Below are 18299 nucleotides of genomic sequence, written 5' to 3' on the forward strand. Positions count from 1 at the left end.
GCGCGCGCGCGGGGGCGGCCGCCGGGGCGCCCGCCCGCCCCCCCCCCCCCCCCCCCCCCCCCCCCCCCCCCCCCCCCCCCCCCCCCCCCCCCCCCCCCCCCCCCCCGCGTCCACGCCTCCGCCGCACCTGTGGAAGCCTGCCCGACGGACGCGCCGAACGGTCCGCAACGACGCCGCGAACAGACCCGAGAGGCCTTCGGATGAGTAAGCCCGCCCTGCAGAAGTTGACCCTCGCCGACGACCTGAGCATCACGCGGATGGGATACGGCGCGATGCAGCTCACCGGTCCCGGTGTCTTCGGACCGCCCGAGGACCGCACTCGGGCGATCGCCGTGCTGCGCGCGGCGGTCGAGCTGGGCGTCACCCACATCGACACCAGCGACTTCTACGGCCCGACCGTCGTCAACGAACTGATCAAGGAAGCCCTGCACCCCTACCCGGCCGGGCTGCACATCGTCACCAAGGTCGGCGTCCGCCGCACCGCCGACGGCGGCTGGATCACCTCCCTGGACCCCGCGGACCTCAAGGCCCAGGTCCACGAGAACCTCCGGCACCTCGGCCTGGAGACCCTGGACGTGGTCAACCTGCGCACGGCCGCGTTCGGCGGTGACGGGTCCTCCGTCGCCGAGCCGTTCGCCGCCTTGGCCGGCCTGCGCGACCAGGGCCTGATCCGGCACCTCGGCCTCAGCGGGATCACCGACGCCCAGCTCACCCAGGCCCAGGCCATCGCCCCCGTGGTCACCGTGCAGAACCAGTACAACCTGGCCGACCGCGCCGACGACGACCTGGTCGACCGCTGCGCCGAGGAGAACATCGCCTACGCCGCGTTCTTCCCCCTCGGCGGCGGATTCCACCCACTGCGGTCACGGCCCCTGCGCAACGTCGCCCGCCGCCTCGGCGCGTCCGAGCACCAGGTGGCGCTCGCCTGGCTGCTGCGGCGCTCGCCGTCGACGGTACTGATCCCCGGAACCTCCTCCGTCGCTCACCTGCGGGAGAACATCGCCGCGGCCGACCTGCGACTGCCCGACGAGGCGATCGCCGAACTCGACACCATCGGGCGGTGACCGGTGTGAACGACCGCGCCCACCCATTCACCTGGACCACACCAGAGAAGGCCGGCAACAAATGAAAATTCGAGACCTCCACAACGAATTCACCGCGGACCGCGCCGCCGCCGAGCGTGCCTACTACGGGAAATTCCTCACTCTTGAGGGAATCTCGATCCGAACGGGCGAAAGCCAATATGGAACGCCGGTGGTGGAGGTGTCGGATGCCCCCGGAGGCCCCCACCTCGCCATCTTCGTGCTGCCGTTCGACCACCGGATCAAGGAATCATTCCGGATTGTGCGAAACGTCCCCCTGGGCGTCACCGTCACGGTCAAGGGAGAGTGCCGGGTCTTCAGCGAGGACGGAACAGTGCTGGTCATCAAGGAGTGCGAAATCCTCACCCCATGATCAACCTCATGAGCCCCTGAAGTCGGTCGGCGCCCGGCTCGTGACGGTCTGCCCGGCGAGCCCCCGGGCCCGCTGGAACGTCTCGCCGAGGCACCGCGCCCCGCGCGGGGCACGCCGGCCGTAGTCCTTGCCCTGGCCGTGTGCGCGGTCCTGGCCGGGGCCATTTCCCTGCCGGGGGTAGGCACTCGGCGAGCGGATCGCCGACGCGCCCGCGCACGCGCTCGCCCGGCTCCGCGTCCGCCCCGATCCGGTGCTCCCCGCCCGGCAACGGCCCTCCGAGTCCGCGGTGCGGCGGCTGCGGCCGGCCCGGACCGACGGCGCCGCCCCTCGACGCGGCGGTCGAGGGGCGGTTCGCGGATCGCCGGTCCGCGGTGCGGCGGCTGCGGCCGGCCCGGACCGACGGCGCCGCCCTCGATGCGGCGGTCGGGGGTCGGCTCGCGGATCGCCGCCCCATATATACGGCCGGGCAGCTATATACGGCCGGGCAGCGCGCGCCGGCCGTGGGCGGCAAGAGCCCGCGGTACGCCGCGAAGGCCGACGCGCGGGAAAGCCGCCTGCCCGCCACCCCCGGACCACGCCACAGGCCAGGTCCCGGCCCCAGTCTGACGCCGTCGCCGACCCCACCGGGGCAGTGGTGCCGCCGACGCCCCGCACGCAACGCACACCCAGTGCCGGCACGCCCCCACTGCACCGAAACCCCGCGGGCGTCGGGGATCCGCGTGAATATCCACCATCCGGACGGTCGCCGGTGGAACGAGTCCGTCAATATCGCGTGATAAATGTCGCTCGGATCACCGACTGCCTTTACTTGAAGAGACGCAGCCGCTCGTTCCGAAACGATCGCCCTTTCAAGGCGCTCGGCGAGAGGAACGCATGACCGCGGAGACGTCCGACCCGCTCGCCAACATTGACAGTGAGGACGCACGCGGGTTCGCGTCCTAAACGAGAAATGGAATAGTCAGTGACCACCAATCGCACCCTCGTCATTGTCGCCCACCCGAACCTCGCGGAATCCCGTGGCAACGCCACCTGGCTCGCCGGGATCAAGGACTTGGACAACGTCACCGTCCACGACCTCTACCAGACCTACCCCGACTTCAAGATCGATGCGGCCCGCGAGCAGCAGCTCCTGCGCGAGCACGACACCGTCGTTCTCCAGTTCCCGGTCTACTGGTACAGCGTGACTCCGCTGCTCAAGGCCTGGTTCGACGCGGTGCTGGTGCACGGTTTCGCCTTCACCTTCGACGGTTCCGCCTCCGCGCTGCAGGGCAAGAAGGCCTGGCTGGCCGTCACCGTCGGCAGCACCCTGGAGACCTACGCCGCGGAAGGCCTCGCCCGACGGACCCTTGAGGAGTACCTCGCCCCGGTCGCTCAGACGCTGGAGTTCTGCCAGCTCGACTATCAGGGTCTGCACTCCGTCTACGGCATGATCTTCGACCCGCTGGACGAGGACCTCGTCCTGAACGCCAAGGAATACCGCAGGCTCCTGGCGACCAGCGAGACGCCGGTCGGCTGACCTCGGTCATTCGTGTGCACGGCGCGGGCGGAGCCTCCGCGCACGCCGTGCAGCGGGGCCTGCCCTCACCCGCAGCCACGGCAACCCACCCCAGCGAGCGCACCGAAGGGGCAGCAGATGGACCAGGGGGACCTCCGCATCGTCCAGGGCGATCCCACTCCCGAGGAACTCGCCGCGGTGATCGCGGTTCTGGCGGCCCGCACCGCCGCGCGGCGCGCCGCCACTCCGCGGTTCGCCCATGACAACCACCGCCCGCAGGCCCGCTGGCGCCGCCTCGACCGCGTGCCCGACTACCGCAGCCCCGTCTCCTGGCACTGATGTCGCCCGCCCCGGTGCAACGCGCACCAGGTTGTAGGCGAAGGCGATGGTCAGGAAGCCGATCGCCCCGCCGAGCCCGTGCAGGACGAAAGACGAAAGACGAAAGACGAAGGACGAAAGACGAAGGACGAAAGACGAAAGACGACGGATTCGGTGAGGCACGGACTGCGTATCCGGCCTCGGCCGACGCCCGGCGCGCACCCCGGTGAGTTCCGGGGCGCGCGCCGACCGCCTACTCCGTGCGAAGCGCCGTCGCCGTGCGGGCCTTGGCCGCCCAGCCGGCCGGGAGGAGCGCCCCCAGCACGGCTGTCGCGATGCCGGCCAGGCCCAGCAGCACCAGTTGGGGAGCGTCGTAGACATCGATGATCGAGGGCGGCAGATCGGTGCCCGCCGCGTGCCCCATCACGGGCAGTACGAAGCCGTGCAGCGCGAAGCCGAGAGGTACCCCGATCAGTCCGCCGAGCACGCCGATCCCGGCCACCGAGGCGAGTACGAGGCTCACGGTCTGCCGCGGTGACATGCCGAGGGCCTTGCAGACACCCAGGTCGTGGACTCGTTCGCGGGTGTCGAGGACGACGGAGTTGAGTACGCCGAGGCCTGCCACGGAGACCAGCATGAGGGTGAGCAGCACCGCGATCGTGTCCAGGACGAGGATCATGTTCTCCTGCTGCGAGGAGGAGTTGGCCAGGGCATCGCCGCCCAGTGGCTCCACCGCCGCGCGGAGCTTCTCGGCGTACGCGGCGGGGGAGACGTCCGGCTTCACCTCGATCTGGAAGACCTGGGGCTCGGCCCCGGCGAAACTGGCGAGGTCCGCGTGGATCGACAGGCCGTCGTTCGAGGTGTCGAAGGCCTCGCCGACGATCTTCAGGGTCTGCGTGTCCTTCCCGAGGGTCACCCGGACCGTGTCGCCGATCTTGGTCTCGGTCCGGTCCAGGAAACCTGTGGGTACGACAACCTGCCCCGCGCCGGTGATCCAGTGCCCGGAGATCATCTCGTAGCTGCCGGGACGTGAATCGCCCTGGTAGAGGGTGGCCTGGACCGAGCCGGAGATTCCCGCCACGGTGACGTCGTTCTTGGACATGCCGTAGTACGAGGCGGTGCCGGCCTGCGCTTCGACGGCGGCGCGGACCTTCGCCGGGTCGGCGGACGAAGGACTGGCGCTCCCCTCCTGGGGGTGCAGGTGGCGAACCGCGCCTCCGGGGCCACCCGGGACGGTCGGTCCGCCGACGATGGCGGTGACCGCCGCGCGGTCCTCGGGATCCGACGCGCTGCCGACCGCGTTCAGGGACGAGGTCAGTCCCACCGCGAAGGTCGCCGCGACCGTGCCGAAGGCCACCGCGAGCAGCATCGCGGCCGTACGGACCGGATGGGCGAACGGGCTGGCGAGGCCGTAGGTCACCGCCCGCGGCAGGGGCAGCCGCCCGGCCGCCCGGTGCGCCCACTGGCCGCGCCCGGTGCGCGGTGCCCGGCCGATCGCGATGGCCTCGACCGTGCGCAGCCTCCCGGCCCGCAGCGCGGGGACCAGCGCCGCGATCCCGACGACCAGCAGTGCGACGGCCGGCACCACGACGTCCACCCACCAGGCCACCGTCAGCGAGGCGCTGCCGTACACCTGCTCGGTGTCGTGCAGCAGAGGTATGGCCAGCACATTGCCCAGTACGACCCCGAGGGCGATGCCGGCGCCGGCCGGGATCAGTGCCTGGGCCACATAGGCCCGCACGACCTCGCGCGGGGTGAAGCCGATGGCCTTGAGGATGCCGATCCTGCGCAGGCCGGCGCCGACGGCTCCGCTGATCACGCTGCTGATGATGATCACGGACATCACGATGCCGAGCACACCGAAGGCCACCATGAACGGGATGGTCGCCGCCGCGCCCTTGTCGGAGGCATGCTTCGTGTCCAGGTAGGACTGGGTGCCGACCAGGGCCCCGGACGGTACGGCGGCGGTGAGCTTCTTGCGGTCGGCGGAGATCTGCGCCTTGGTTCCCGCGGAGTCGAAGCGGTAGAGCATCTGACGCGTGACCGGTGTGTCCTTCGAGGCCAGCGCGGCGACCTGCCCCGGGATCACCCAGGCATCGGCGGTCTCGGCGGCCGACACCGCGAAGCCGACGATCTTCAGGGTCGGGCTGTCGGCGGCGTCCGAGACCCGCAGGGTGGAACCGACCTTGAGGAAGGGGTTTTTGAACGACGCGGACAGAACGACCTCGCCCGGCTTCGCGGCCCACCGGCCGGACTGCAGGTCCAGGTCGTCCACGTCGCCGTGCGGACCGGACCGCCCGACCAGACTCAGCTTCGGCAGGTGCCCGCCGTCCGGATCGACCGGGCTGATGGTCGTCGACGGGTACGGCCCCGCGCTCGCGGTGACGCCGGCCAGCCGCCTCGTCGCCCTCAGCTGCGCCGCACTCACCTTGGCCGGATCGAACTGCGCGGTGAGGTGCGGTCCGTGCTGCTTCGCGAAGGCGTGGTCGAAGGGGGCGTTCGAGGCGACGATGAGCGATCCGGCGATCACGGCCGCGGCGACGGCCATCATTGTGGCCACGGCGATCACCACCGTCTGCACCCGGCGCCGCCCCACCCCGGAGCGTACGACCCGGCCGAGCGCGCCGGTACCGAAGAGGCTCATCGGACGGCCTCCGCACGCGTGTCGAGGGAGACATGACCGTCGACCAGCTGAATGGTGCGGCTCGCGCACGCCTGAGCCAGCGCCATGTCATGCGTGACCAGCACGAGGGTCTGCCCGCCGCGGTGCAGCTCCATCAGCAGCTCCCGTACGTCGTGGCCCGAGGCGGTGTCGAGCGCGCCGGTCGGTTCGTCGGCGAGCAGCAGCGCAGGCCGGTTGACCAGCGCCCGGGCGACCGCGACCCGCTGGCGCTCGCCGCCGGACAGCCGGCCCGGGTAGGCGCGGGCGTGCCTGGTCAGGCCCAGCAGCTCCATGAGCTCGTCGGCGCGGGCCGCCGCCTTGCGCCGCGTGGTCCCGGCCAACTGGGCGGGGAGCTGGATGTTGTCGGCGACGGTGAGATCGTCGAGCAGGTTGAAGAACTGGAAGACCATGCCGATCCGCTCGCGGCGGAACCGGGCCAGCGCGTGCTCGCTCAGCCGGTCGATCCGCTGCCCGGCCACGGTCACGGCTCCCTCGGTCGGCTTGTCGAGGCCGGCGACCAGGTTCAGCAGCGTGGACTTGCCGCTGCCGGAGGGACCGGTCACGGCGAGCGCCTCGCCCTGGGCGACGCTGACGTCCAGCGGTCCGAGTGCGGGCGCACCGGCGCTGTCGTAGCGCTTCGCCACGCCCGCCAGTTCGATCACGTGAGTCATGGGTGTGGTCCGTCCTTGCGGTCGAGAGGTGTCGGCCCAGCGAAGGTAGGGCCGTGGCCCGGTGGGGCGCGTCGGCCGCGGCACCGACATCCGGGCCTCCCTGCGAAGGAGGTGCCCGCGGTCTCATCCCTGCGAAGTACGCCTGAGGGACGGCGACTTGGTCGCGCAGGGGGACGCGGGAGGGGGCGCGGGGACCGCACAATGAGCCGGTGGAGACGGAGGGTCGACAAGGCTGGCGCGGGCAACTGCGCGACGCGCTGCGGTCGGAGGCGGAGGACGCCCCGCGGTCGCGGCGGGCGGTGCGCGCCGATGTCGTGCTGGCGGTCCTGCTGACCGTTCTCGCGCTGGTCGTGGCGTCGCGCTATCCCGGCGACGGGCCGGTCCGGATCAGTTCGAATGTCGCGTCCGGGTACGCCCGGGACGGCCTGCCGGTCCCGCGCCCGCCCACGCCGCCCGTACCGGGTACGCGGGTCACGGAGCGCGAACCCTCCGTGCCGGCCTGGCCGTTGGTCGTCCTTTCCGCGCTGCCGCTGGCGGCCCGGCGCAGGTATCCGCTGGCCACGTTCGGGGTGGTGCTGGGCGCGGCGGTGGTCATCGGTGACGACGCCTCCTGGATCAACGTACTGACCTGCGTCATCGGCGCCTACAGCGCCACCATGTACAGCCGTCACCGGGCGCGGGCGACGGCCGGTCTCGTCGTCGCCGCCGTGCTGGCCGGCCTGGCGTTTCGGAACACGGATCCGGCGTTCCCGGGATGGTCGAGCCCGGCGGTCGTGCTGCTGGTCGCCGGGGTGCTGGCCAGCACCGTCCGCTTCTGGCAGCGGCGGCTGGCGGCCAGCCGGGACCGGTACACCCGGCTGCAACAGGTCCAGGAGGAGAGCATGCGCCGGGCCGTCGAGGAGGAGCGGGCCCGGATCGCCGCCGAACTGCACGACGTCGTGACCCACAATGTGAGCGTGATGGTCATCCAGGCGGGCGCGGCACGCAAGGTGATGGACGTGGCGCCGGAGCGGTCGAAGCAGGCCCTGCTGGCGGTCGAGGCCGGAGGCCGGGCCGCGATGGCCGAACTGCGGCATGTGATGGGCCTGTTGGCCGCCCCGGACACCGGCCGCGCCGACAGCCTCGAACCGCAGCCCGGCCTCGGGCAGCTCGACGCCCTGATCGAACGGGTACGCGCCGCCGGGACACCGGTCGGCGTCGCGGTGTCGCTGCCGCCCGACCCGCTGCCGCCCGGGGTGGACCTCGCGGCGTACCGCGTCGTGCAGGAGGCACTGACCAACACCATCAAACACGCGCCCGGCGCCGATGCCTCCGTCACCGTCGGATACACCGGAGACGTACTGGAGGTCGAGATCGCCGACACCGGAGCCGCCCGCGACGCTCCTCGGGCGGACGGCAACGGCCGCGGGCTGATCGGGCTGCGGGAACGGCTGGCGGTCTACGGCGGCGAACTCACGGCCGGTCCGACCCTCGCCGGCGGCTACCGGGTCAAGGCCCGAGTCCCGTGGCGGACGGCGTGAACCGGCCGGCGCTGCGCGCCGTCATCGCCGACGACCAGGCCCTCGTACGCACCGGCTTCGGAATGATCCTCGCCGCGGACGGCATCGAGGTGACGGCCGAGGCGGCCAACGGGGCGGAGGCGCTCGCCGCGGTCCGGCGCACCCGGCCCGACGTCGTCCTCATGGACATCCGGATGCCGCAGATGGACGGCATCGAAGCGACCAGACGGATCCTCGCCGACGGGCCGGACGGCACCAGGGTCATCATCCTGACCACCTACGACCTCGACCACTACGTCTACGCCGCGCTCACCGCAGGCGCCAGCGGCTTCCTGCTCAAGGACGTCAGCCCCGAGCATCTCGTCGCCGCCGTACGCCTGGTGCAGTCCGGCGACGCCCTGCTCGCCCCGGCGATCACCCGCCGTCTGATCGAACGCTTCGCCCAGCGCGAAGAGGACCGGCCGACGGGCCTCCACCGCGACCTCTCCGGCCTCACCCCGCGCGAGCTTGAGGTCCTCCGCCTGCTCGCGACGGGCCTGAGCAACGCCGAACTCGCGGACCGCCTGCTCCTCAGCCCGACCACGATCAAGACCCACATCGGCCGCATCCTGTCCAAGCTGGATCTCCGCGACCGCGTCCAGGCCGTCGTCCTCGCCTACGAGACGGGACTCGTCTCCCCGAGGGGCGGGGGCTCCTAGGGGTCAGCCCCCACCCCCTCAACACTCGATGATGTTCACCGCGAGCCCACCCCGAGCCGTCTCCTTGTACTTCACGCTCATGGTGGCACCCGAGGCCGTTAGCCCGTTGACCTGCAGGTTCGTGATCATTTTCTTGATCCACTCGGCTGCTGGGGACTTCTCGGGGACAATCTCTAGTTGATCTTGATTCAGCCATGCGTCCATCGCGAGCTGGCCGCGGTGACCGGCGCCGGGCATGAAATGAGCGTAGTGGTCGAGCGTGACCTTCGGGGTGGAGTGTCCGAGCCACTTGGACAGGCTCACGACCGACTCGCCGGCTTCCAATTGCACGCTGGCGTAGGTGTGCCGCAGGACGTGGAACATGTCCTCGCGCGGCGCCGCGTAGAGGGGCCTCCGCCGGATCCTGCCGCCGTCCGTGCGGACCTTCTCGCCCACGGCCTTGATGAGACCAGCCGCCGCCAGCGCCGGTTTCCAGCTCCGGTCGTTCCATGTCCGGTAGTAGATCCGGTTGCCGTGTGAGCTCGTGAGCACCAGTTGCACGGTGATCCGTTTCCGCTGCCGAGCCTCCAGGGCGTTGGCCGGAGGCTCCGGGTTCCGCCACGGCAACGTGCAGGGGGTGGGAGGAAAGCGCCGGAAGTGGCTGTAAGCCCGGGGTGCGAGGTTGTGGGGCAGGGGTACCTCGCGTGTCTTGCCACCCTTGGGCAGGCAGAAGTACGGCCGGCCCTTGATGTCCCACCTGAGTTGGCGGCGGATCTGTACGACGCCTGCTTCGAAGTCGAAGTCCTCTTCGGCCAGGCCGAATGCTTCCCCTTGGCGCAGCCCGAGGCCCAGCCCGAGATCGACCGCGAACTTGTAGCGATCCTGGAGGTGGGAGCGAACTGCGTCGACGACGGAGCGCGTCCAGGCCTTGGCCTTCTTCTCCGTACGTCGTGGAGGCTTGACGCTGCGGTGTGCCTTGATGGGGTTCCGCAGCAAACGCTGGTCGTCGACCGCGCTGGTGAGAATGGACGAGAGATGGCCCCAGATCACCTCGGCGGTCGTGGTCTCGACCCGGGTCAGCAGCGCGGCAGTGAACGAGCGCAGGGCCGAGGCGTCGATGTCTCGGAGAGGCAGGTCGCCCAGCAACGGAATGATGTGGTTCCAGATCCGGCTGCGCATCGGCCCTTCGGTCGAGGGCTCGTCGGTCCGGCTCGGCCACCAGTGGTCGACGATGTAGTCGGCGAGGGTGATCTCGCCGTCGCGCGGGTCGACGAACTCACCGCGCTTTGTGTCGGTCGTCGCGGTGGCAAGCCACTGCTTGGCATCCTCGCTCGTATCGAACGAGCGGTCCTGGACCCCAGGAATACCCTTGACTCGATAACGCTGGCCCACCCCGTATCGGGCGGTCCGCTCCCTCTTACCGGTTCGCTTGTCGGGCCGCTTCTTGAGCCAGCGGTCTTCTATGTAACCGGCCAATGTGAGGTCCTCCGGATAGTGCGGCGATCATGAGCTGGTTGTTCGTAACGCACTCCGCAGCAGGTCCTTATCCCCGTTGCCGAAGTTTCTTGCAGGAGATTTGGAAGCGCCGCGTTACCTGGCCGCGTTCGAGTGACGCTGCGGCTTCTGAGCCAGCGGGTTCAAGGCGGAGTTGGAGCGAGAATCTGCCTGCTCCTGGGCACACACCCATGCGTCGAGGGCAGTGATGCGATACATCACGCGCCGTCCCATGCGGAAACTCGGAGGCCCCTGTCGGCGATGCCGCCAGACATAAAGGGTGTTGGGGGAGATGCCCAAATATCCGGCGGCCTTCGGGAGGTTCAGGAAGGCGGTCTCGGATACATGGCTGGTTTGCGACACGGGCGCACTCCTGTCGTGGTGACTGTGGCGACAGGATGAGGATCCGTAGAAAGGGCGACTTGGTGGTGCCGGGATTTTCTGATAGTTGGCACCGTTCAACCGCTGGTGCGGTTCCGCTGACATTGCGCTGGTGATATCACCGCCGAGATAGGGAGCCAGGCCGTCCGAGGTAGATGGTGGTCGTCCGCCGTTTCCCGGGCTCTTTTCGACTTCTTGGCTGGCCTGCGTACTTCCTTGTGAAGGCGGTGAGCGATCCGTTCACCCTCGGGAAATCGCGTTGACTCCTTGGCCCCTGCCCATCGAGAGGTTCCCAGTTATGCCGCGCCCGCTCGAAGAATCGCCCTACTCCTTCACCGTCCCGGCTCTGGTCAAGGAGGTGCCAGCAGCGCGGGACCGTGTCGTAGATCGTGTTCGGGGTCTTGGATTGGACTTGGGCGAGGAGCTGATCGGCGACTTGAGACTGCTCACCGGGGAACTGGTCGCGAACTCGGTTACGCACACGCAGGCGCCATGTGTGGTGTGCGTCCGATGGACCAGAAAGCGAGTACGAGTCGAAGTCACCGACGTCGACTCGACTTTGCTGGTACCCACGCAGGCCTTGTCCATGGATGAGCATGGGCGCGGCCTCTTCCTCGTCGCCGCAATGGCAACGGAGTGGGGATCACATCCTTGCGCAGCAGGGAAGAAGACCTGGTTCGAACTGGCGGTACCCGTCTCCGTGGAGGACACCACGACGCTGACGTCCTCGATCAGTGAAGTGCCTGCTGAGCAGGCACTCGTCAATGGTGAAGACAGCGCTCGCCCAGCTCTGGTGGAACCCGTACCTATAGCCGGCGAGTATGTACGAGCCGCACATCAAGCAGCCTGAGAGTTTCCGACGAACTCGCGTTCGGTCACCCAGATCCAGGTTCCCGCTCCCGGATTGTCCGACACCTGACATCATCATTGGCCCATGACCACACGCAGCCCCGCCCAGCAGCTCGCTGCCCACGTTCGGACCGTCCTCGGCGACGGCCCGTTCCATCCACCAGGCGGCTGGACGCATATGGGCGCTGTGATCTGCGATGCCAGCTTTCAGGCGCGCCGTAAGTACGAATCGACGATCCGGCCGCGGATACTCCAGCTCCAAGCGGCGTGGCCCGACGCCGCGACGGTGCGCGGATTCCAGATGCGACTCGCCACGGAAGACCTGGCTGTAGCCATGAACTTCAACAGTCCTCGCAGGGTCGCAACGGCCCATGGAATTACCGACCTGCTGGTTGCCAAAGGGGTCGACACACGAAACGACCTCCACGCCTGGCTCGACCACGAAGTCGGTCGTACCGCTCTGCTCGCGGTGAAGGACGTAGGACCGAAGACTGTGGACTACATCGGAAACCTCGTCGGCCGGTCGCAGATCGCCGTGGACGTACACTTGCGAGCCTTCGCTGTGGAGGCCGGTGTCTCTGGGCTGAAGTATGAGCACCTGCAAGAGGTGTACGAGGAGACCGCCGCGCTGCTGGGACACGAACCTGGTGGGCTTGAGCACGGCGTCTGGCGGTTCATGTCGCAGACTGGTGAAGAGTTCGTCTCAACTGGCGCGTTTGGCCTGTGGTGATGGCCCTGCGGCCTCGTTCCGCCGACCTGTCATGATCGTCTCGACGTGTTCCGTGGCGGGAGGCAAGAGATGGCGATATCGCTGCCTGGCGGGCTGGCTACGCCGGCCCTCGTGGTCGATCCCGAGGTTCTGGACAGCAACATCTCGCGGATGGCCGAGGCGTCGCAGTCTCAAGGGTTCGTCCTGCGCCCGCACGCCAAGAGCCACAAGTGCGCGCAGATTGCGGACCGACAGCTTCGGGCCGGTGCGCGCGGGCTGTCGGTGGCTACGATCGGCGAGGCCGAGGCATTTGCCCGGGTCGGCATGGATGACCTGTTCATCGCTTACCCCGTGTGGCTGGATGCCGACAAGACACAGCGGCTGCGCCGGTTGGCGGATGACGTTGCCCTGAGGGTCGGCGTTGAGTCGGTCGAAGGAGCGCGGCGGCTGGGCGAGGCCCTTCGTGGCAGCGTCCGGCGGGTCGAGGTGCTCGTCGAGGTCGACAGCGGGAGCCACCGGACGGGAGTTCAGCCTCCCGCTGCTGGTGAGGTCGGGAAGCTTGCCGCTGACGCGGGACTGGATGTTGTGGGCGTGTTCACGTTTCCGGGACACGGCTACGGGCACGACGCGCAGGCGCGCGAGCGCGCCGCACGGGATGAGGAGCGCACGCTGGGCGAGGCTGCGCAGGTGCTGCGGGACCTGGATCTCGACGTCCGTGTGGTCAGCGGCGGATCGACTCCGACGGTGGGACAGTGGCAGCCGGGCGCGGTGAACGAGTTGCGGCCCGGTGTCTATGTCTTCAACGACGCCACTCAGTTGGCCATCGGCACCTGTGGTGTGGAGGATCTGGCACTGGTCGCCGCGGCGACGGTGATCAGCGTTCCCGCCCCTGACCGCTTTGTGCTGGACGTCGGGAGCAAGGTCCTCGGTTCCGACCGGTCGTCCTGGGTGACAGGCCACGGCTACCTGCCCCGGTTCCCGCAGGGGACCATCACCGGGTTGTGGGAGCACCACGCGGTGGTCCGGCTTCCGGACGGGGTGCGGGGACCGCGACTTGGGTCGGTGGTCGCCGTCGTCCCCAACCACGTCTGCACGCCGGTGAATCTCGCCGATGAGCTGCTGGTCGTCCAAGACCGTGAGGTGGTCGACCGCTGGCCAGTAACGGCACGAGGCGCCAATACGTGAGGATCGCTTCAGGCCGAGAGCCGGCGGTAGCAGATCAGAGTGGCGGCTATCCCGGCGAAGGCGAGGAAGTGTTCGGCCTTGCGCTCGTATCGACGGTGAAGGCGTCGGCACCCGGCCAGCCAGGCCACCGTCCGCTCCACGGTCCAGCGGTAGCGGCCCAGCCGCTGGGAGGACTCGGTCCCCCTGCGCGCGATGCGCGGGACGATGTTCCGGCCGCGGAGCCAGCGTCGCAGGTAATCGTAGTCGTACCCCTTGTCGGCGTGGAGCTTGGCAGGCCGTCGCCGGCGCGGTCCACGACGAGAGCGGATCGGCGGGATACCCCGTACCAGGGGTTCCAGGCCCTGACTGTCATGGGTGTTCGCGGCGGAGATGCCGATCGAGAGGGGCAGACCGGACCTCTCAGTGATCAAGTGGATCTTTGAGCCCTTCTTGCCGCGATCTACGGGATTCGGGCCCGTCAGGTCCCCCCTTTCGCCGCCCGCATGTTCACCGAGTCAATGGCGCACCGCGACCAGTCCAACTCGCCGCGGGCGCCGAGCTCATCCACTACCAAGCGGTGAAGCTTGCCCCACACCCGGGCCCGGCTCCACTCAGTGAACCGCCGGTGCGCGGTCGCCCCGGACGGGCCGAAGCCCGACGGTAGTTGGCGCCACGTGCATCCCGTCGTGGCCACGAACACGATGGCCGCCAACACCTGCCGGTCGCCATGCCGACGTCGGCCCCCACCCTGCGGCCGCACCGGAGCGGCTGGCACAACCCGCTGAAACAACTCCCACAACCCGTCCGGCACCAGACGCTCCACCATCGCCATCACGGCCACCAGCCTAGCGCTGTGACCACGAAGGTTCACCGGGTGGGTCGTACTGTTGGCTCCCTGCACCAGTACAGTCGGCGCACTGAAGGAGCAGAGGAGCCCCGGTGCGCACACGTGACAGCAACGCTGACATCTACGGCCAGCGGACCGTGGCCCTCAGATGGATACAGGTCGTGCTGTTCGGAGTCGTTGTCCTCTTGGCCGGATTCCGTATCTGGGAGCGCCATCACGGCGGCGGTTCGAGCTCGATAGCGTTCGGGTTGATGGCCGCATCGGCACTGTCCATCGGTGTGCTGGAACGCTATCGAGCAAAAGCCGCCAAACGATCTCGGTGACTCGCTTTTCAGTTGGTTTAGGCCGCCGCTGGCAGGGGCCGACCGCCCCAGCGGATGCCTTTCTCGCTGCGGATGCGGGCGCGTTCCTTGCGTTCGGCGGCCAGGACGTCGCGATGGCGGGCGTTGGCGTTGCGCCAGCGCAGGTAGGCATGCAGGGCCCGGGTCTGCACGGTGTGGTTGGGGTAGTTCGAGTTGGCAATGGTGAACTGCCGCAGCGGTCCGAAGTGGGCCTCGATCGGGTTCGCCCACGAGGCGTAGGTCGGGGTGAAACACAGCTCGACCTTGTGTTTCTTCGCCCAGCGGCGGAGGTCGGTGCCTTTGTGGGCGGACAGGTTGTCCAGGATGACGTAGATCGGTCCACCGTCCGGGCGGCCAGCTCGGATCGACTTCAGCGCAGCCAGTGTGTTCGCGGCACCTTTCCTGCGACGGTTGACGCCCCACAGAGTGTCGTCGCCGACCGAGTAGCAGCCGTGGAAGTACCGGATGCCGTGGGTGCGGTGGTAGGTGGCGGGTAGCCGGTCGGGGCGTTTGCGCTCGGCCCAGCCGGAGCCCGCGGTGGGTCGGATTCCGAGCGGTCCGAACTCGTCGAAGGCGAACACCCGGTCGGGGAAGCGGTCAAGGACCTTCTCGATCCGGTCCAGCTTCGCCTCACGGTTCGGGTCGGGTGATTCCTTCCAGGTCTTGGTGCGCTGGAAGGTGACACCGCGGCGGGCGAGCAGGCCACGTAACGTCTCGCGGCCGATGCGGATCACACGGCCGTGGACTTTCCGCAGGTAAGCGACGAGTTTGCGCAGTGACCAGCGAGTGAAAGGCTGGCCGAGCTTGGTGGGGCGGGTGGTGGCCGTCTGGACGACGAAGTCCTCGTCGTCAGGGCTGAGTTGGCGGGGACGGCCTCCCGCCCACCGAGGGTCCAGGCAGGCCAGGCCGATCTCGTTGAAGCGGTGGATCACATCCCGGACGGTGTCCTCGTCGGCCTGCACCAACTGGGCAATCACTGGCACCCGGTTCCCGCCGACCGAGGCCAGCAGCATCATCGCCCGCCGATAGCGCACCGAGCTGGTGCTGCCTCGGCGCACGATCCGCTGCAGCTTCTGCCCCTCCTGGTCGGTCAGTCTGCGCACACGGACAGGCTCGGCCACCGCACCTCCAGCGGTCGGATCGGACGTCATCCCACATCCAACCGCTACAACCGCCGACCCGGCGAACCTATGCGGTCACAGCACTAGGGGGCCGCAACCCTGCGGGCGCGGGGAGCAGCCGGCCGTGTGGTTCTGGGCGACGTCGGTCGCGGGATCAACCCCGCGTGTGTGTGGAGCAGGGCGTAGTGGCAGGAGGGACCAACCCTGCGGGCGCGGGGAGCGGGCCAGAGGCGAAGGGGCGTGGCGGGCTGCGGTGGGACCAACCCCTCAGGTGCGGGGAGCAGCGCCGCCTCGCGCTCGCCAAGGGGTTCGGCGCGGGACCAACCCCGCGGGTGCGGGGAGCAGGCCGGCGCACCGACCGGCTTGCGCAACGCGTCGGGACCAACCCCGCGGGCGCGGGGATGGTCCCGACTTCGAGCCCATGCCCGAAGCCCCCCGCGGGGTGCTCCCCGCACCCGCGGGGATGGTCCCGAGAGCGGCTGAAGGCGGACCCGGAATGGGCTGTGCTCCCCGCACCCGCGGGGATGGTCCCAACGCGGCAATAAGTGGCGCGTCCGGTGGAACGTGCTCCCCGCACCCGCGGGGATGGTCCCACCCCGTTCGTCATCGACAGAGCGCCCGCGTTGTGCTCCCCGCACCTGCGGGGATGGTCCCGGTGGAACCGCCGGAGTGGTGGGAACCGCACGGTGCTCCCCGCACCTGCGGGGATGGTCCTGACTCCAGCGCCTCCTCGCCCGAACTCGACAAGTGCTCCCCGTGCCCGCGGGGACGGCCTCCGGCTACCGCGACGACGCGGCGTGCTCCCCGCGCCTGCGGGGATGGTCTCGCGGGGATCGTGGCACTCTGGAACAAGATCGCGTGCTCCCTGCACCCGCGGGGATGGTACCCAGAACCGAGCGGTGCCTGCTCAAGGAAGCGCGCTCCCTGGCCGGATGCTCTTTCTCAGCCGCGGAACCGGTCCCAGGCCATGGACATCCCAGGGACTTTCACGCCTGTCTCAGGGAGTTTCCAGGGACTTTCCGCCGAGTAAGCAGGGAAGGCCCTGACAGCGCTGAAAGGAACGAACGCGCTGGTCAGGGCCTACTTACTCAGCACTCGATGATGTTCACCGCAAGCCCACCCCGAGCCGTCTCCTTGTACTTCACGCTCATGTCCGCCCCCGTCTCCTTCATCGTCTTGATGACCTTGTCGAGGGACACCTTGTGGGAGCCGTCCCCCCGCATCGCCATCCGTGCCGCGGTCACCGCCTTCACCGCGGCCATGCCGTTGCGTTCGATGCAGGGGATCTGGACGAGGCCGCCGACGGGGTCGCAGGTGAGGCCGAGGTTGTGCTCCATGCCGATCTCGGCCGCGTTCTCGACCTGCTCGGGGGAGCCGCCGAGCACCTCGGCCAGCGCGCCCGCCGCCATCGAGCAGGCCGAGCCGACCTCGCCCTGGCAGCCGACCTCGGCGCCGGAGATGGACGCGTTCTCCTTGAAGAGCATGCCGATGGCGCCGGCCGCGAGCATGAAGCGGACCACGCCCTCCTCGTCGGCGCCCGGCACGAAGTTGATGTAGTAGTGGAGGACCGCCGGGATGATGCCGGCCGCGCCGTTCGTCGGGGCGGTGACCACCCGGCCGCCCGCCGCGTTCTCCTCGTTCACCGCCATCGCGTAGAGCGTGATCCACTCCATCGCGTGCGCCAACGGGTCGCCCTCCGCCCGGAGTTGGCGTGCCGACATGGCCGCCCTGCGGCGGACCCGCAGGCCGCCGGGCAGGATGCCCTCCCGCGACATGCCCCGCGACACGCACGCCCCCATCACGCGCCAGATTTCCAGCAGCCCGGCCCGGATCTCCTCCTCCGTGCGCCAGGCGCGCTCGTTCTCCAGCATCAGCGCGGAGATCGACAGCCCGGTCTCCTGCGTGAGGCGCAGCAGCTCGTCGCCCGTGCGGAAGGGGTACTTGAGGACCGTGTCGTCCAGCTTGATCCGGTCGGCGCCGACCGCCTCCTCGTCGACGACGAACCCGCCGCCCACCGAGTAGTACGTCTTGGACAGCAGCTCGCCGCCCGCCGCGTCGTAGGCCCACAGCGTCATGCCGTTCGCGTGGTACGGCAGGGTTTTGCGGCGGTGCAGCTTGAGGTCGGCGTCGAAGTCGAACGGGATCTCGTGCTCGCCGAGGAGACGGATGCGTCCCGCGGCCTTGATCCGCTCGACCCGTTCGTCGGCCCCCTCCACATCCACCGTGCGCGGCGACTCGCCCTCCAGGCCGAGCAGCACCGCCTTCGGGGTGCCGTGCCCGTGCCCGGTCGCGCCGAGGGAGCCGTACAGCTCGGTGCGGACGGAGGCGACGGAGTCCAGCAGCTCCTCGTTGCGCAGCCGGCGCGCGAACATGCGGGCCGCCCGCATCGGGCCGACCGTGTGGGAGCTGGACGGGCCGATGCCGATCGAGAACAGGTCGAAGACCGAGATGGCCACGGTGACTCCTCAGAACGCAAGACGTGCGGGGTGGTGCAAGGGGGTGGGGGGGGGGGGGGGGGGGGGGGGGGGGGGGGGGGGGGGGGGGGGGGGGGGGGGGGGGGGCGGGGGGGGCGGCGGCCGGGGCAGGCGCGGCGGCGGCGGCCGCCGGCCGGCGCCG

The 18299-nt window shown here is 69.5% G+C and carries 17 protein-coding genes and 1 CRISPR repeat array; of the genes, 10 read left to right on the top strand and 7 right to left on the bottom strand.

Features of this window, described 5'->3' with window-relative positions; genetic code table 11:
- Window positions 1-200 precede the first annotated feature (200 nt).
- The 4 genes from ACIBJH_RS13745 (at window position 201) to ACIBJH_RS13760 (ending at window position 3289) form a co-directional block, all read left to right on the top strand.
- Window positions 201-1064 carry an oxidoreductase gene (locus tag ACIBJH_RS13745; protein WP_399117047.1) on the top strand — a complete coding sequence of 288 codons (864 nt, stop codon included), beginning with the start codon at window positions 201-203 and terminating at the stop codon, window positions 1062-1064.
- Window positions 1065-1125: 61 nt separating this feature from the next.
- Window positions 1126-1455, top strand: a complete 330-nt coding sequence (locus ACIBJH_RS13750) for a hypothetical protein (RefSeq protein ID WP_399117048.1) — start codon at window positions 1126-1128, stop codon at window positions 1453-1455.
- 961 nt (window positions 1456-2416) lie between these two features.
- Window positions 2417-2971 (top strand): NAD(P)H-dependent oxidoreductase, encoded by a 555-nt coding sequence (locus ACIBJH_RS13755; RefSeq protein WP_399117049.1) that lies wholly within the window; start codon window positions 2417-2419, stop codon window positions 2969-2971.
- Window positions 2972-3088: 117 nt separating this feature from the next.
- The gene (locus ACIBJH_RS13760) at window positions 3089-3289 is read left to right on the top strand and encodes an acyl-CoA carboxylase epsilon subunit (protein WP_399117050.1); all 201 of its coding nucleotides are present in this window, start codon (window positions 3089-3091) and stop codon (window positions 3287-3289) included.
- 232 nt (window positions 3290-3521) lie between these two features.
- Here ACIBJH_RS13760 and ACIBJH_RS13765 read toward each other — a convergent pair whose 3' ends face one another.
- On the bottom strand, window positions 3522-5912 hold the full coding sequence (locus ACIBJH_RS13765; protein ID WP_399117051.1) for an FtsX-like permease family protein: 2391 nt from the start codon (window positions 5910-5912) through the stop codon (window positions 3522-3524).
- Complete coding sequence (locus tag ACIBJH_RS13770) at window positions 5909-6601, bottom strand: ABC transporter ATP-binding protein (protein ID WP_399117052.1); 693 nt, start codon at window positions 6599-6601, stop codon at window positions 5909-5911. Before ACIBJH_RS13770 ends, ACIBJH_RS13765 begins: the two co-directional genes overlap by 4 nt.
- A gap of 209 nt (window positions 6602-6810) precedes the next feature.
- Here ACIBJH_RS13770 and ACIBJH_RS13775 point away from each other — a divergent pair, with 209 nt between their 5' ends.
- Window positions 6811-8121, top strand: coding sequence for a sensor histidine kinase (locus ACIBJH_RS13775; RefSeq protein ID WP_399117053.1), 1311 nt, complete (start codon window positions 6811-6813; stop codon window positions 8119-8121).
- Entirely contained in the window at window positions 8106-8798 is a 693-nt protein-coding gene (locus ACIBJH_RS13780; RefSeq protein ID WP_399117054.1) for a response regulator, read from the top strand. Before ACIBJH_RS13775 ends, ACIBJH_RS13780 begins: the two co-directional genes overlap by 16 nt.
- Window positions 8799-8816: 18 nt before the next feature.
- Here the strand turns inward: ACIBJH_RS13780 and ACIBJH_RS13785 are convergent, their stop codons facing one another.
- Entirely contained in the window at window positions 8817-10253 is a 1437-nt protein-coding gene (locus ACIBJH_RS13785) for an integrase (RefSeq protein ID WP_399117055.1), read from the bottom strand.
- A gap of 114 nt (window positions 10254-10367) precedes the next feature.
- The gene (locus ACIBJH_RS13790) at window positions 10368-10757 is read right to left on the bottom strand and encodes a helix-turn-helix transcriptional regulator (RefSeq protein ID WP_399117056.1); all 390 of its coding nucleotides are present in this window, start codon (window positions 10755-10757) and stop codon (window positions 10368-10370) included.
- A 193-nt stretch (window positions 10758-10950) separates the two neighbouring features.
- On the opposite strand from ACIBJH_RS13790, the gene ACIBJH_RS13795 reads away from it, so the two are divergent.
- The 3 genes from ACIBJH_RS13795 to ACIBJH_RS13805 all read left to right on the top strand — a co-directional run bounded on the left by ACIBJH_RS13795 (window position 10951) and on the right by ACIBJH_RS13805 (window position 13395).
- On the top strand, window positions 10951-11502 hold the full coding sequence (locus ACIBJH_RS13795; protein ID WP_399117057.1) for an ATP-binding protein: 552 nt from the start codon (window positions 10951-10953) through the stop codon (window positions 11500-11502).
- Between the two features lie 84 nt (window positions 11503-11586).
- Entirely contained in the window at window positions 11587-12231 is a 645-nt protein-coding gene (locus ACIBJH_RS13800) for a hypothetical protein (protein ID WP_399117058.1), read from the top strand.
- A 69-nt stretch (window positions 12232-12300) separates the two neighbouring features.
- Window positions 12301-13395, top strand: coding sequence for an alanine racemase (locus ACIBJH_RS13805; RefSeq protein ID WP_399117059.1), 1095 nt, complete (start codon window positions 12301-12303; stop codon window positions 13393-13395).
- 8 nt (window positions 13396-13403) lie between these two features.
- Here ACIBJH_RS13805 and ACIBJH_RS13810 read toward each other — a convergent pair.
- Window positions 13404-14200 (bottom strand): IS5 family transposase gene (locus tag ACIBJH_RS13810; RefSeq protein ID WP_399117367.1). Its coding sequence is split into 2 segments (ribosomal slippage): window positions 13404-13862 and window positions 13865-14200, totalling 795 coding nucleotides; the frame shifts between segments, so codons are not numbered across the junction.
- A gap of 113 nt (window positions 14201-14313) precedes the next feature.
- Between ACIBJH_RS13810 and ACIBJH_RS13815 the strand changes: the two genes are divergently transcribed.
- Window positions 14314-14544 (top strand): hypothetical protein, encoded by a 231-nt coding sequence (locus ACIBJH_RS13815; protein ID WP_399117060.1) that lies wholly within the window; start codon window positions 14314-14316, stop codon window positions 14542-14544.
- A gap of 17 nt (window positions 14545-14561) precedes the next feature.
- On the opposite strand, the gene ACIBJH_RS13820 is transcribed toward ACIBJH_RS13815, so the two are convergent.
- Together ACIBJH_RS13820 and ACIBJH_RS13825 are read right to left on the bottom strand one after the other, a co-directional pair.
- Window positions 14562-15683: an IS630 family transposase gene (locus tag ACIBJH_RS13820; RefSeq protein WP_399117061.1), complete on the bottom strand. Its 1122-nt coding sequence runs from the start codon at window positions 15681-15683 to the stop codon at window positions 14562-14564.
- Between the two features lie 202 nt (window positions 15684-15885).
- A CRISPR array of direct repeats spans window positions 15886-16570; the repeat unit is 29 nt; unit sequence GTGCTCCCCGCACCCGCGGGGATGGTCCC.
- A gap of 201 nt (window positions 16571-16771) precedes the next feature.
- Entirely contained in the window at window positions 16772-18139 is a 1368-nt protein-coding gene (locus tag ACIBJH_RS13825; protein WP_399117062.1) for an L-serine ammonia-lyase, read from the bottom strand.
- Window positions 18140-18299: the final 160 nt, after the last annotated feature.

It is taken from the genome of Streptomyces sp. NPDC050548 (assembly GCF_044457385.1).
GTDB lineage: Bacteria > Actinomycetota > Actinomycetes > Streptomycetales > Streptomycetaceae > Streptomyces.

Excerpts from the sequence above, each read along its gene's own strand:
- ACIBJH_RS13745 (WP_399117047.1), top strand. The coding sequence starts at position 201 with ATGAGTAAGCCCGCCCTGCAGAAGTTGACCCTCGCCGACGACCTGAGC.
- ACIBJH_RS13750 (WP_399117048.1), top strand. The coding sequence starts at position 1,126 with ATGAAAATTCGAGACCTCCACAACGAATTCACCGCGGACCGCGCCGCC.
- ACIBJH_RS13760 (WP_399117050.1), top strand. The coding sequence starts at position 3,089 with ATGGACCAGGGGGACCTCCGCATCGTCCAGGGCGATCCCACTCCCGAG.
- ACIBJH_RS13765 (WP_399117051.1), bottom strand. The coding sequence starts at position 5,912 with ATGAGCCTCTTCGGTACCGGCGCGCTCGGCCGGGTCGTACGCTCCGGG.
- ACIBJH_RS13770 (WP_399117052.1), bottom strand. The coding sequence starts at position 6,601 with ATGACTCACGTGATCGAACTGGCGGGCGTGGCGAAGCGCTACGACAGC.
- ACIBJH_RS13790 (WP_399117056.1), bottom strand. The coding sequence starts at position 10,757 with ATGTCAGCGGAACCGCACCAGCGGTTGAACGGTGCCAACTATCAGAAA.
- ACIBJH_RS13795 (WP_399117057.1), top strand. The coding sequence starts at position 10,951 with ATGCCGCGCCCGCTCGAAGAATCGCCCTACTCCTTCACCGTCCCGGCT.
- ACIBJH_RS13800 (WP_399117058.1), top strand. The coding sequence starts at position 11,587 with ATGACCACACGCAGCCCCGCCCAGCAGCTCGCTGCCCACGTTCGGACC.
- ACIBJH_RS13805 (WP_399117059.1), top strand. The coding sequence starts at position 12,301 with ATGGCGATATCGCTGCCTGGCGGGCTGGCTACGCCGGCCCTCGTGGTC.